Raw genomic sequence first — 13,965 nt, 5'->3', positions numbered from 1 at the left:
AGCGGGCGGGCGGCGAAAGAATATTGACTCTATTCGCCTGCAGCGGCCGGCGCTGCCGTCTGGTTTCGGATGCAATACAGACGCTCGGCCGTGCGGATCAGCAGCTTGTCGTCCACGATCACCGGTGTGGCCATGCACATGTCATCGTCGGCCAGTTGGTTCGTGTACATGATTTCGAAACTCTTGCCCGGCGATATGGCGAACGTGACGCCGTCTTCATTGACGCAAAAGATCTTTCCGTTGTAGCTCCAGGGACTGCTGGTAAATGCACGGCCATTCGGGATGCGCTTCTTGTCGTAAACGGTCTCGCCCGTCTTGGCGTCATAGGCCGCCATGAACCCACGGTCCAATAGCATGTACAGCGTGTCGTCCACGATCAGTGGCGTCGGATGATACGGTCCGGCATTTTTCCACCAGGCGATATGCTCGTCCGCTGTTTTCTTATCCTGCGGCGACAGATCTCCTGACCCACCCGGCTTGATGGCGAAGATCTGATTTTCACCCCACACCACGTGCCCCGATGTGACGTACAGCATGCCGAATCGCTCAAACGGCGTAGGAATCGCGAGAATCGACTTCCCTTTGATCTTCCACAGCTCTTTGCCGTCGAGGTCGTAGCTCGTGGCCCAGTTGATGCCTGAGATCACGAGTTCGGTGCGCAAGGGGTTTTTCCAGACGTACGGCGTCGAGTAGTTGGTCTTTTCGTCGCGGATTACTTCCCAGATCACTTTGCCCGTGCGCTTGTCGAGTGCCAGCAACTTCGATTCTTCCTCGTTGTCGTCAACCAGGTAAACCCGGTCCTCGTAGACGATCGGCGACATCGAGGTCCCCCAACCGTAGCGCGTCTCGCGCGGTTTGAGCTCGTGCTTCCATTTCAGATTGCCGTCGAAATCGTAGCAGTACAGGCCGACGTTGCCGAATAGGACGTACAACAACTCGCCGTCAGTGGCCGGCGTTTCCGATGCCAGCGTGTTCTTGATGTGGTGGGGCTTGGCCGGAATCCCCTTATGCGCGTCCCGCTCCCACACAATCGAACCATCGTCCAGGTTCAGGCAGATCACGGTCCAGCGATGCTCGTCCTTCTCGGGCGGATACTTGTTGGCGTCGACGTCCTCGAGATAGAGCCCCTTGCGCGGCTCGGCGTCTTTGCCGGTATTGACGCACGTCGTGAGAAAGACGCGTTTTCCCCACACGATGGGCGACGACCAACCCAGCCCCGGCAGATCGGTCTTCCAGGCAACGTTTTCCGTAGCACTCCAGCGCTCGGGCGGAGAAGCCTTGGAGCCAGCGGCCGGTTGCCGGCTGGACAGAAACAGCGGAGCGTTGGTTTCAGCCCAGCCGACGGACTGGATGGCGAGAACGGTGATGGCCGCGAGAAGTGCGTGGCACAGCGAGGAACGCATGGAAATGCCCTCCGATAAGAATCATTGACAGGACCGCGCCACGGCCGAGCGTCATTGTGGCTGAAACCAAATCAGAAAGCTAGTCCGTCGCGTGATTGGCTGCGGAATCCGCGTTACGATGAAGTGACACCACGCTACAGCATTTCTCGGGGAGCCAGCAAACGATGACGGACGATCCACGGGGCGGCAACGCCTATCGCCTTTCGCGCCGCAGCGTGATTTCCGCGGCCTTGGCGGCGGCGGGCGGGGCACAGGCCTTCGGCCAGGTGGCGGCCGCGCCCAAGCCGGCTCATGCGACAACGGATAGCCCGGCCGGCAAGCGCTACGACATGAAGAAGAGCATCAACCTGTGGGCTTTTCCCTATCCGGACAAGATGTCGCTCGAACAGTGCTTACAACTGGCGCACGATGCCGGCTTCGACGCCATCGAGCTGAATTACGACCTGGACAACGACCTGTCGCCCAAGTCCGGCACCAAGGAATTCACAGCCATTCGCAAAATGGCCGAACGGATTGGCATCCAGATCAGCGGCGTCTGCTCGTTCTTGTTCTGGCCCTATCCGATGACCAGTCACGACCCGGCCATCCGCACGCGCTCGCTCGAACTAGCAGGCAAAATGGTCACCGCGGCGCATGATCTGGGGACCGAAAACCTGTTGGTCGTGCCTGGCGCAGTGACCATTCCCTGGCGCACCGACTACGACCCTGTCCCGAACGACGTCTGCGAAGAACGAGCCATCGAAGCCGTCCGCAAGCTGGTGCCGCACGCCGAGCAGCAGAAGGTGAACCTGAACATCGAGAACATCTTCTTCAACGGCTTCCTGATGACACCCGATGAGATGAACTCATTCGTCGATTGCTTTGAGAGCGAACGGGTGCGCGTACACTTCGATACTGGCAACATCATGCTCTTCCAGTATCCCGAGCATTGGATTCCGATCCTCGGCGCGCGAATACAGAACGTACATCTCAAGGAATTCACAAAGAAGGGGACCGACTACTCGCTCGAATCATTCCGCCCGCTGTTGGACGGCACCACCAACTGGCCGGCCGTGATGGACGAGTTTCAAACGCTCGGTTACCGCGGCTATCTGACGTTCGAATACTTTCACCCGTGGCAACACTATCCCGAGGCGCTGATTTACCAAACCTCGGACTCGATGGACCGGCTGCTGGGACGAAAGACATCTCGCGTGTAACTTGCCCTAGGGGGCGGACGTCCCGCCCGCCTTCTTGCGCGTGTGCCTGAAAACTCGGTAGCGAAAACGCCCGGCTCCGCAACGACAGGTCGCAAATCATGCTTTGCGATCCAGGCGGGCGAGACGCCCGCGCCCCCCGACTAAGCGTGCCCCCCGGCTCGTTGCTTCCGGCTTAGCGTCGCACGGTGATCACGCCCACGGCCAATCGGCCGTCGGTGCGGTAGGGATCGCCGCCGCCGTTGCGCCCTTCGAGGATCTGGTGAAATCCCTCGACCCAATAGGCGCCGGCCAAGTTCCCAGCTTCACCGGTATCACGGATCAGCTTGTCTCGTTCGTTGTCGACGTCAGGCGATATTCGATGGGTGATGCCGCCCGTCGTACGGCTGATCTCGACCCGTTCGTCGTAGGTCGCCGCGCCCATCCATAACGGTTCGCCGTTGGCGTCAACTTCGGCTGAGCGCCAGAAACGGACATGATGCCGCTGCTTCGGACTGCGCCCCACAGGCTGCTCGAATGCCAGGTCCTGTACCCGCCCGTAAAGAAACAGGTGGCTCACCGGCGCGTCAGGGTACGGCTTGCGTTCCAGTACGTCCGCTACCAAACGGACCGAAGTCTTCAGCGTGATCGGATCGGCCGGAAACCAATGGGCCTCGGCCATCGCCCGGTGCAATTCCTCTTCGGTGCCGATGAAAGCAATGTTCAGCGGGTCCCCCTGGCGCCCTTGTTTCGTCGCCGTGTATTGCGGCGCGTTGCGCAGGGCCGGATGCGCGATGATTTGCGGTTGTTGCTGCGGCGGCGGTGCCGATTCCGGAGCCCGCAACGGATTTTGCCAGGCCTGTACGACACCGGGCGTTACGTCCGCGCCGATGAGAGTCGCGCCGACGAACAGCGCGCATGTTTCAAGGACCGCGCGACGTGTAAACGAACCGCCAGCAATCAACTTGCCTGGATTCGGCATGCGACACCCGTTCGAAAAGAAAAGCCACGCCCGGAATTGGGCAGGCCAAGCCGGAAAAGCCGCGACAGAGGGCGGGAATCGTAGCGGGCCCGACCGGTGCGCTCAAGATCGGAAGGCACCAGCTTGCACGCTAGCTAGGCCGATCGATCGGCCCTCACGTTGTCCCTAAGAAAGCAGATCGGCAATCAGGCCGTCGAATGCTTTTTCAAATCTGCGAAAATCTGCGGACTATTCCCTTCTCAAATTGAGAAGCGAGTTCTTCCTGCTTACAGCTTCCACGGCCCACGGTACTCGACCGCATTTAATAACTGCTCAGCTTCGGCGTCGTCGATAACCGTGCGGCGGCTGGCATCCCAGCTCACCGGGCGCCCCAGGCATTGGGACACATATCCCAAAAAGCCGGGTGTGATCGATTGCCAGGCGACCTCGGGGGGCGCGATTGCACGCTGGCGAGACTTCACGCTGTCAATGAAATTGCGATGGTGCCCGGCCGAGGCCCCGACATGAAAGCTTCCCACGTTGAAGTCAGGCGCCTGCCAGCGCGGGTCCGAGGCTTTGATGATCGAGCGAGTCACGAACAGCCAACCGCGCTCGCCAATCCATTTCGTCCCTTGCTCGTGCCGGTCCGAGATCGAGGACTCGACACCGCCCGTGTATTGGCAGCGAATATCGAAATGGACAGGCGTGTTGTAAATGTCCATTTCGGGAAATGTCCAGCCGACAGCCTCGACGCGGGAAAGTTTCGCTTGCTCGGGTCCCAGCCCCCATTCGGCAATGTCATTATGGTGCCCAATCCAGTCCATCAACGTTCCGCCACCGTAGGCCCGATGGCCGCGCCACCAGCGATGATGTCGGGCGCGCATATAGGACAGCAGCGGCGCCGGGCCGGTCCACATCTCGTAGTCGAGTCGGGCCGGTGGCTCCGTGACCGTGGCGTCTCCCATCGGTTTGTCGTAACCGTCAGGCAGCCCCACCTCGACACGCTCGATGCGTCCCAGGTGGCCATTGCGCACGATTTCCACGGCCCGGCGAAACACCGGCATCGACCGCTGCTGTGTGCCCGTTTGAAAGATGGCGTTGCGACGGGCCACCTCGTCGCACAGCACTCGCGCCTCGTCGAACAAATGGGTAAGCGGCTTCTCGCCGTACACATCTTTGCCGCTGCGCAGCGCTTCGAGCGCGCACAAAGCGTGCCAATGATCCGGCGTCGAAACTACGATCGCATCAATGTCGGGCCGGCCACATAGATCTCGAAAATCGGTGATCGCGGCGCAACCCGCGTACTCGCCGGACTTCTGCTGGCCAGCATAATGCCGCTCGACGTGCTCCTTGGCAGGATCGCGGCCGTAGGGAGGCCCTTTCTCCCACTCGTTATCGCGATAGTGCAGCGGATCGATGTCGCAAACGGCCACGACCTGTACGTCCGACAAACGCAGCATTTGCCGCAGGTTGTCGAAACCTTGCGCGCCCAGGCCAATCACGCCGACCGTAACGCGTTCATTTGCCGCTGGGCGGTGGCAGCCAGATAGCCCTAGGGCTGCAGCCGAAGCGAAGCAGGGTGCCGCCAGCATAGCCGAGCTGCGGCCGAGAAACTCACGACGGCAGATCCGCGGGGCGTTGCGCATGCGGCGACTAATGAACGGAAAAGGAGGTGGCCTGACAGCCGTTCATTGTACCATCGAAGGCAAGGGCATTCTGCCTTGGCACCGCAGTTGCATAGCCTTTGAGTGCGTATCGGGGAAGCAGGGCGCTGCTGCAGTCAGTGCGCTGGTTTCGAAAAGAGAATCGGCTATAAGTCGCGCCCCGACGTTCAACGGCGATGAAGAATACTGGATCGCTGCCGTCCAGTCTGTAAGGCGAACGAGCAGTCTCGGCAGGACTAATTCAGAACGATCTCAGGCGAAACCTGTAACTAAAAAGGAGGGGATCATGGATCGTCGTCACATGCTAGGCACCGTGGCTGCTGGAGCAGCGTCGATGGCCTTTGTTAAAGCGAATGCCTTGGCGGCCGACAAAGATGACAAAGGGCATGAACATTCGCATCACGGCGACCACTTGCAAAAATGCATGGATACCTGCGCCAGTTGCATGAACGAATGCAACATGACGGCCCACTATTGTTACGAAAAGTCGCAAGGGTCGGGCAAACTGCTTGACGCGATGCACGTCGCAATCGACTGTCAGGAATTTTGTGCAAACTCGGCCAAGCTGATTGGCCGGGCGAGCCCGCTGATGAACATTGGTTGCACCGCTTGCGCGGCCGCCTGTGAAATGTGTGCGACCGAATGCGAAAAGCACGGCGACGACGAGCAACTTGCCCGCTGCGCGAAAGAATGCCGGACCTGCGCCGCCAGTTGCAAAGAGATGGTAGCCCACATGGGCCACCAGGCGGCCGCAGCGAAGGAAAAGGGGGCGGCGAGGTAGTATTACCGCAAAGCCAATCATAAGGCCTTGCGACTTCCCTCCCGAGTAAGTGTAGAATCGCGACACGATTCCCTTGCTCGTGGGAGGGTTCTTTGTTGGACGATCAAACTCTTTCAGATATCACGAAAATTTGGTCAAAGACCGGCCGGTACGCATCAATCGCTGGCCGCAAGATTTTTTACTTTGAGCGCCAGCCGGTAGTGTGCGACGAAAACACGCGTACCGTGCTCCTGCTGCACGGCTATCCAACTTCGTGCCATGACTGGCGGGGCGTAGCTGAGCATCTCAGCCCCCATTTCCGTACCATCGCGCCTGACTTTCTCGGCTTCGGCTTGTCCGACAAGCCCGAGGCTTTCGGCTATTCTCTGTTTCAACAGGCGGACCTAATCGAGGCGCTGCTACATAAACTAGACGTCACAGCCGCGCACGTCGTTAGCCACGACATGGGCACGAGCGTTCACGACGAGTTGCTGGCCCGGCAGGCCGAAGGACGATTGGGTTTTCGGCTCCTGACGTCGACGTTTCTCAATGGCAGCATGCTGCAATGGCTGGCCAAGATCACCCCCTTTCAAGAGTTGATGGCCAACAATGCGACGCTGCCACAGGCGATCGCCTTCTGCACCGAAGTGATGCCCGGCATTTACGTCCACGCTTTGAGCGGGCTGATGCAAAAGCCTGAGGTAATTACGCCCGCCGACGCGCAAGTGATGGAAGAGCTGTTGCGCTACCAGGATGGGCATCTGCGCTTGCCGGCCCTGGGGGGCTACATGCGCGAGCGATATTTGCACGCCGACCGCTGGATCGGCGCAATGGAACTCGCAACGACCCCCGTGCAATTCGTGTGGGCCGATAGTGACCCCATCGCGCATGTCGAAATGGGACGCGAATTAGCCCGCCGCTGCCCGCGTGCCGAGTACCACGAGTTGCCAGACCTGGGGCATTTCCTTTTGGTCGAAGATCCCCCAACCGTGGCCAAAAAGATTGCCACGTTTGTCGAAGCGCACGCGACGGTGTAGAGCCGCGTAACTATTGCGGGCCTGGCACTGCGGTGATCGCCACGCCGCGCTCGGTCAAAGCTGCAGCCAGCGCGCCCGATGGATCGCGCCGCGCTTGATCGAGTAGAGCCGCTTCCAGAATCGGCATTGCGCCGGCTACGCCGGCGATCCGCAACATTTCGCCGTCGACCTTCGCCAGGTTTTCCGGTTCCTGGGTCGTGGCTGACGCCGCGAGCGCGCGGGCACGTAATCCACCACCTCCCCCGGGATTCGGTTGCGGTTTGGGGGGCCCTCCGGCAAGTCGTATCTTGCGAACTCTATCCAGACCGCGTTCCATCAACCCGGCCCAAGTCGGCGCCACGCGCTTCGCCGACTCCACATCCGTAACCTGCTTCAAATTGTCAGCTAATTGCGTTTCGACTTCCATGACTTCGATGACCCATGCCATCGGATCCGATGGATTCGCGGGAGGCACCGGCGTTTCGCCGGCGCGAGGGTTTCCATCCCCCTCGACGCGGACCACGGGCATTCTTTGTCGCCAATTGGCCGGATCGGCCGAGACCGCTGGCGCCGTGGCCGGCGCGCCCGGCGAACCTCCGGCCGTCGGTGTTCCCGCCGGCATCGGCTGGGCAGGCATGCCGGCGGGGACCGCGTTTTCCGCAGACGGTTGCTGTCCGCTCGCTGCTGATTGTGCCTGAACGCGCGCTCGCAATCCCCCCAGGCCAGGGCCAGCAGGCGGCGCGGGCGTGCTCGGATTCGGTGGCACTGTTGTCGGATTGGGGGGCATTCCACCTGCCATTGGCGCCGGGGCTACTGCGCCCTGAGTCGTTGGCATCGGCGCCGCCGGTGGAGCAGTAGTTGTTGGTCCCGGCGATGCCGAAGGAGGCGCCGCTTGTCCAGCAGACGCAGTCGGAGCACCGGCCGGAGCTTGCGAGACGCTCGTTGTACTGCTACTAAAGCCACCCAACAAAAACACCAGCAACAGCGACAAGACCAAGGCCAATCCCGCTGCCCCGCCATACACGGCCAAGGGGGGCAATCCAAGGATGCCCCCGCTGCTAGATTTCGTTGCCAGCTTCGGACCGCCTAACCCTGCACCTTGCCCGTCGAGCGCTGGCGATTTAGCGGACGATAAAGCGCCATCCCCCAACATATCGAGCATTCCATCGCCGAGGTCCCCGCTCGACGATGGCGTATCGCTGATCGCCAGCGTGTCGCTATCGGTAATCTTCGAGCTGGGCGAAGCAACGCTTGGGGCGGATTCGGGAACGCGAAACTTGTTTTTGCATTTCGGACAGACGACGGTCCGTCCCGCGGCGTTCGCCGGAGCGCGCATCCTGGCGCCACACTTGGTACAGGCAATCCGCGCCGGGTCTTCGCTAGGCGCGGCGGGCTTTGCAGGCCCATTACCGGCCGCGCCCCCTTTGGCTGTTGTCGTCGCTGCAGCAGGGACTGCCGGCTTCGCGCCTTGCGCGCCTTCCAACGGCGCCAGGCCGAATTCTTCTGTGTCTTCTTTGCTCGCCGGGGACTTGGCCGGCGCTCGCGCCGGCGCGGAAGCCGGCTTATTTTTCACGTCTTCCAGCGGGGCTAAACCTATCGCGCTCTCGCCGGCTTGCGACTTAACGGCTGGCGCCTGCGGCACCGCGCTGACCGGCTTTTTCGTCGGTTCGTCGAGCGGGGCAAGTCCCAAATTGCTGTCGATCTTCGACGACGGCGCGCCGGCCGTCGACGTCACGCTCGATGTTGCGGGCGATGCCTTCGCCGGTCGCTCTTCAAGAGGCGCTAAGCCAATATTGCTGTCGCCCCCCATTGTCGCGCCTTGCGCCTCCGAGGATGCACCTTGCGATCCGGAGAAACGGGACGGCGTCGAATAGCTGCTCGCTGGCGTTTGCGAAGGTGACGCCTCGGCGGAAGAACTACTTCCCTTGTCGTCCGCCCCTTCTTCAAGCGGCAGAAGGTCCATGCCGGCGTCGGTCTCGATCGCGGGCACGGTAATCGCCCCCTGACAGTGCGGACAGCGGCCTCGGCGACCGCCGTATTCCTCCTTCATGCGGAGGATGGCACCGCAGCCAGGGCAGTTGAAGACGATGTTCATGACCGCGGCACAGCGAAGAAAACGTGTCGATGTCGGAGCTTGGATTCGAGAATGCGCAGGCACCCGACCGACAGCCACCGCCAGACAAGCCCCCGGGCGCACCACTCATCATGGCCTGTTCGCGCGCTAAAGACAAGGATCGACGGCGCAACAGTTAACGTCGCTGGGGGGCACCACTGCAAACTCGACGGAAACACATCCGGCGGATTCAGAATTGAGAGATTCCGACCAAGTGTAAGGCAGCATGTAAAACACGCCGGCCGCGCCCCCAGACGGGTTTCCGCAAATTGACGTAAATCCGCGGGTAGGCTGGCACCGTACTATTTCCCGGGAAAAACGCTGCAAACTCTTGCTGCATTGCAGGTTTGTCACTTAGGTGAAATTGCCCTGCCGTGGCAGGGTGATATAGTTAAACAGGTCAGTTTGCTTGCGCGACATCGGGACCACGACTCGCTTTTTGGTTGCCAACTGCCACCGTCGTATAATGGCCCGCAAGGGAACGGCCGTTCTTTCCTCCTCGAGGAGTGCCGTCGATGCGTATGACTTTCATGCTAAGTGTGGCAATGGTCTTGGCCACGGCGATCTTTCCCACCGGCGCGCGCCTTGATGCCGGCGAAACGGATGCGGATCAAGCGGAGAAGCATGCCGCGTCGGATCGCGCTCATCATGTCACTCCCCCCGCGAAACATGATGCGCACCACGTCAGCGTTTTTGTTTTCAATGCCGAGGGGAAGTTCGTCGGGCCGGTCGATTCGCCGAGGGTTGTGCTGACAGCCGGACAATGGCGGCGCAAATTAACCGCCGAGCAATACCATGTGTTGCGTGCCAAAGACACTGAGCCTGCCTTCTGCGGCAACATGGTCGACAACAAGAAGGAAGGCGTGTATGTCTGCGCCGGTTGTGGGCTGCCGCTATTCTCTTCGAGTTCGAAATTCGACTCTGGCACCGGTTGGCCCAGCTTCATGCATCCGGTAGCCAAGGAGAACGTCAAAACGCAACGCGACATGAGTGATGGCACCTTGCGTTATGAAGTAAAATGCGTCCGCTGCGATGGGCACCTGGGTCACGTCTTTGACGATGGACCAGCGCCCGTCGGTTTGCGATTCTGCATGAACTCGGCCTCGCTGAACTTCACCGACGATCATCACCTGGCCAGCCTTGCCGATCCGGCCGCCGACAAGGCCACGGATAAAAAATCCGATAAGGATGGCGTGTCAGGGATCGGCGCCGGCCGGAAGAGTTCAACGTTACTAGCTGCCGCGACAGGTGAAACAGTCGATGGCGCGGACAATAGAAAAACAAAATCAACCGTAGCCGCCGACGACGAAAAGCCGGCCGCCACGAAGGAGAAGGGCATGAACGAGACAGCCGTATTTGCCGGCGGATGCTTTTGGTGTACCGAGGCGGCGTTTCAACAACTGCGCGGCGTCAGCGACGTGGAAAGCGGCTACTCCGGAGGCCGCGCCAACACCGCCACCTACGAACAGGTGTCGCTGGGAAACACGGGGCACGCCGAGGCGATTCGCGTGACCTACGATCCCGAAAAGATCACGTACGATCAGCTACTAACCGTGTTTTTCGACGCCCACGATCCGACGACGCTCAACCGCCAGGGACCCGACGTCGGTTCGCAATATCGCTCAGCGATTTTTTACGAGAACGACGAGCAAAAGAAGGCCGCTGAAGCGAAGATTCATGAACTCACCGAGAAGAAGGCTTACGGAAACCGGCGCGTCGTGACCAAGCTCGAACATCTGGGCGCCTTCTACCCGGCCGAGGCCTACCACCAGGACTTCGTCGTCAATAACCCATTCCAGCCGTACGTGCGAGGGCATTCCCTCCCCAAGGCCTGCTCGGTGCAGAAGCGTCATCCGGAATTGATGGACCCTGAAAAGGCCGCGAAGATCTCGGGCCTGGCACAGTAACGCTGCGGCACACGGCACGTTGCGTATTGCGCCGGCTACTTCACCACGAAGTTGACCAGCCGGCCGGGCACAACGACCACTTTGACAACCGTCTTGCCCCCGAGTTGTTCGGCGACCTTCTCGTCTGCTCGGGCAGCAGCTTCTGTTGCCACGGCGTCGGCCTCGGCTGGCACGCGGACTCGGCCGCGCAGCTTGCCGTTGACCTGCACTGGCACCTCGATCGAATCCTCTTTAATCGCGGCCTCGTCGAACACGGGCCAAGGCTCGTGGGCCAGCGACTTCGGGTGCCCTAACAGTTGCCACAACTCTTCGGCCGTATGCGGCGCGAAGGGAGACAATAATAGCACCAGCGATTCCATCGCCGCGCGCGGGCGGTGATCTTCTTTCAAGAAGAAGTTCGTAAACTCCATCATCTTCGAGATGGCGGTGTTGAAGAACATCCGCTCAATATCTTGCGTCACGCCCTGGATGGTGCGGTGCAGCATTCGGTTCTGGTCAACCGTCGGCAGCGTATCTACGACCGCGGCATTCAACTCCAGCGTTTCGCTGCGTTCAGCCGTTATCATGCGCCACACGCGGTCCAAAAATCCGCGCACGCCGTTGACCCCCTCCATGCTCCACGGTTTTACCGCTTCGAGTGGGCCCATGAACATTTCGTAGAGCCGCAGCGAGTCCGCGCCGTATTCGGCCACGACCGCGTCGGGGTTCACGACATTACCACGGCTTTTCGACATCTTGGACGACTGAGATTGAAGCTTGATATCCGTCGATCTCAGAAAGAAGTCGCCATCACGTTTCTCAACTTGCGCGGCAGGGACCTTCTCGATCGTAGCAGCGTCATCTGGAATGAATCCTGTGGCTCGCTCGTTTTGCGGCGCCGGAACCCAATGCCCCTCCTTGTTTCTGTATCCGTAATACTCCACCTCGCCCAGGATCATCCCCTGGTTCACCAGTTTCTGAAACGGCTCGGGCGAACTGACCAGCTTCAAGTCGAACAGCACCTTGTGCCAAAAGCGCGAGTACAACAAGTGCAACACGGCGTGCTCGGCCCCGCCGACATACAGGTCGACCGGCATCCACGCCTTTTCAAGCGCCGGGTCGATCAACGCTTGATCATTCTTCGGGTCGATGAAGCGCAAGTAATACCAGCACGATCCGGCCCATTGCGGCATGGTGTTTGTTTCGCGCTTGTATTTCACGCCGTCGATGACCGGGTAAAGCCAGTCTTGCGGCGCTTCTTCGAGCGGGGGCTCCGGGCGGCCATGCGGCTTGAAATGCTTCATCTCGGGCAGATCGAGGGGCAGGTCATTTTCCGAGAGCGCGCGAAGTTCGCCGTTGGGCTCGCCGTCCGGGCCCAACTCGTGCAGGATCGGAAATGGCTCGCCCCAAAAATGCTGCCGGCTGAACAGCCAATCACGCAGCTTGTAGTTCACCGCCGCGCGGCCAACGCCCTTCGCGGCCAGGTCGGCAGTGATCTTCTTTTTAAACTCGACCGTCGTCAGGCCGTCATAGACGCCGGAATTGATAGCCGTTCCCTGGTCCGTGAACGGAAATTCGCCGGCCAGCACTGCGGTGCGATCGACATCCTTGGCCTTGACCGGGTCAACGACAGCGATAACGGGAATTTGGAATTGCTTCGCGAATTCGAAATCGCGCGTGTCGTGCCCCGGCACGGCCATAATCGCGCCGGTGCCATATCCCATTACGACATAATCAGCTACCCAGATCGGGACGGGCTTTCCGTTCACAGGATTGATGGCATGCGAACCGGTGAAGACACCGGTTTTCGTCTTGGCCAGGTCCGTACGATCCAGGTCGCTCTTGCGCGCCGCCTGCTCGCGATACGCTTGCACTTCTGCACGCTGCGCGGCGGCCGTTAGCCGCTCGACCTGCGGATGCTCGGGCGCAATGACCATGTACGTGGCACCGAAGAGCGTGTCAGGACGCGTCGTATAGATGCGCAGTACGTCCTCGCCAGGCTTGCGTGGGAAGCCTGCCGCTTTGCGCTGCACTTGCCAAGCGGCAAAGTCCGCACCCTGCGATGTAGCGGTTTGCGGCTGCGTAGAAATATAGAAGTCGACCTCGGCTCCCACGCTCCGGCCAATCCAATTGCGTTGCAGCGCCTTGATCCCTTCGGACCAATCGACCTGCTCGAGGTCCTTTTCCAGCCGCTCGGCATAGGCCGTGATGCGCAGCATCCATTGCCGCAGCGGAATGCGCACCACCGGGTGCGATCCGCGCTCGCTGAGCCCGTCCTTGACTTCTTCGTTCGACAATACGGTGCCCAGGTTCGGGCACCAGTTGACCGGGGCTTCGAGCTGATATGCCAGGCGCTGCTCGTCACGGTAGCGGCGCACGGCCGCTTCCCCCTCGGCCGCGACGTCGGCCGGAATCGGCAATTCGCCGATCGCGCGGGCGCGCTGCTGTTCCGGATCAAACCAAGAGTTGAACAGCTTCAAGAAGATCCACTGCGTCCAGCGGAAATAATTCGTGTCGGTCGTGCTCAGCTCACGTTCCCAGTCATAGCTGAACCCGAGCATCTGCAACTGCCGACGAAACGTGCTGATATTCTTTTCCGTCGTCGTCCGCGGCGGCGTGCCGGTACGAATGGCATGTTGCTCGGCAGGCAAGCCAAAGGCGTCCCAACCCATCGGGTGCAACACGCTCCGTCCGCGCATGCGGTTGTAACGGCAAACAATATCTGTCGCGGTGTACCCTTCGGGGTGACCGACGTGCAGACCGTCACCGCTGGGATAGGGAAACATGTCGAGCACGTAGAGTTTCGGCCCGACCGGCATTCGCGGCGCCGCGAACGTCCGCTCGCGTTGCCAGTACTGCTGCCATTTAGGCTCGATCGTGGCGGGATTGTATCGGGGCATAGCGATGTCATCTGCCGCGCGGATGCGGTCGGAAAAGTGCCAGAAAAAGCCCGCCGCGACAGCGGCCACGGCGACGGAGGGCTGATT

At 60.6% G+C, this 13,965-nt stretch carries 9 protein-coding genes; 4 read left to right on the top strand and 5 right to left on the bottom strand.

The genetic code is table 11. The features are described 5' to 3' along the window. Window positions 1-29 precede the first annotated feature (29 nt). Window positions 30-1,403 carry a PQQ-binding-like beta-propeller repeat protein gene (locus VGN12_23470; GenBank protein HEY4312428.1) on the bottom strand — a complete coding sequence of 458 codons (1,374 nt, stop codon included), beginning with the start codon at window positions 1,401-1,403 and terminating at the stop codon, window positions 30-32. Window positions 1,404-1,567: 164 nt separating this feature from the next. On the opposite strand from VGN12_23470, the gene VGN12_23465 reads away from it, so the two are divergent. Continuing rightward, entirely contained in the window at window positions 1,568-2,602 is a 1,035-nt protein-coding gene (locus VGN12_23465) for a sugar phosphate isomerase/epimerase family protein (protein ID HEY4312427.1), read from the top strand. A gap of 172 nt (window positions 2,603-2,774) precedes the next feature. Here VGN12_23465 and VGN12_23460 read toward each other — a convergent pair whose 3' ends face one another. Further along, entirely contained in the window at window positions 2,775-3,560 is a 786-nt protein-coding gene (locus VGN12_23460; protein ID HEY4312426.1) for an LssY C-terminal domain-containing protein, read from the bottom strand. Window positions 3,561-3,826: 266 nt separating this feature from the next. Beyond that, window positions 3,827-5,131, bottom strand: coding sequence for a Gfo/Idh/MocA family oxidoreductase (locus VGN12_23455; protein ID HEY4312425.1), 1,305 nt, complete (start codon window positions 5,129-5,131; stop codon window positions 3,827-3,829). A 64-nt stretch (window positions 5,132-5,195) separates the two neighbouring features. Here VGN12_23455 and VGN12_23450 point away from each other — a divergent pair, with 64 nt between their 5' ends. Continuing rightward, window positions 5,196-5,984 carry a hypothetical protein gene (locus VGN12_23450; protein ID HEY4312424.1) on the top strand — a complete coding sequence of 263 codons (789 nt, stop codon included), beginning with the start codon at window positions 5,196-5,198 and terminating at the stop codon, window positions 5,982-5,984. 224 nt (window positions 5,985-6,208) lie between these two features. Beyond that, window positions 6,209-7,000: an alpha/beta hydrolase gene (locus tag VGN12_23445; protein ID HEY4312423.1), complete on the top strand. Its 792-nt coding sequence runs from the start codon at window positions 6,209-6,211 to the stop codon at window positions 6,998-7,000. Between the two features lie 10 nt (window positions 7,001-7,010). On the opposite strand, the gene VGN12_23440 is transcribed toward VGN12_23445, so the two are convergent. Then, entirely contained in the window at window positions 7,011-9,074 is a 2,064-nt protein-coding gene (locus VGN12_23440) for a hypothetical protein (protein HEY4312422.1), read from the bottom strand. A 533-nt stretch (window positions 9,075-9,607) separates the two neighbouring features. Between VGN12_23440 and VGN12_23435 the strand changes: the two genes are divergently transcribed. Beyond that, window positions 9,608-10,999 (top strand): bifunctional methionine sulfoxide reductase B/A protein, encoded by a 1,392-nt coding sequence (locus VGN12_23435; GenBank protein ID HEY4312421.1) that lies wholly within the window; start codon window positions 9,608-9,610, stop codon window positions 10,997-10,999. Window positions 11,000-11,034: 35 nt separating this feature from the next. Here the strand turns inward: VGN12_23435 and leuS are convergent, their stop codons facing one another. Continuing rightward, window positions 11,035-13,878, bottom strand: a complete 2,844-nt coding sequence (gene leuS, locus VGN12_23430) for a leucine--tRNA ligase (GenBank protein HEY4312420.1) — start codon at window positions 13,876-13,878, stop codon at window positions 11,035-11,037. Between the last annotated feature and the right edge of the window lie 87 nt (window positions 13,879-13,965).

The sequence above is a fragment of the Pirellulales bacterium genome, assembly GCA_036499395.1.
Lineage (GTDB): Bacteria > Planctomycetota > Planctomycetia > Pirellulales > JACPPG01 > JACPPG01.
This window is presented reverse-complemented; position numbering and strand designations above follow the sequence as displayed.